Annotated in this window: 1 protein-coding gene; it reads right to left on the reverse strand. The window is 52.3% G+C overall.

Annotation, left to right across the window (positions count from 1 at the left end):
- The coding region (locus SB752_RS32820; RefSeq protein ID WP_410719567.1) for a DUF3732 domain-containing protein at nt 1-258 on the reverse strand (258 nt) is incomplete at both ends.

The raw sequence follows: 258 nt of genomic DNA on the forward strand, positions 1-258 counted from the left end.
GTCTCCGGCACAAGACCTTTGCCACGCCACTCTTCGACAAGGTGAACGTTGTTAAGCCCTCCCCAAACTTCCTCGTTCGCATGATCTAGCACGATGATTTGGAGGCGCCCCGTTGTCTTCTTAATGATGCCGTCAAATAGCGCGAACACCTTTCTGACCGCGACAATATCTTCGTTTTGCCAAGTTGGATCGAGTTCCTCTTCGGTATTTTTCCGGGCGCTGCGCGCCGGAAAGTAAACTTGACTCGGCTGGTCATAG

Origin of the sequence: Brevibacillus sp. SIMBA_040 (assembly GCF_046535075.1) — a bacterium.
GTDB lineage: Bacteria > Bacillota > Bacilli > Brevibacillales > Brevibacillaceae > Brevibacillus.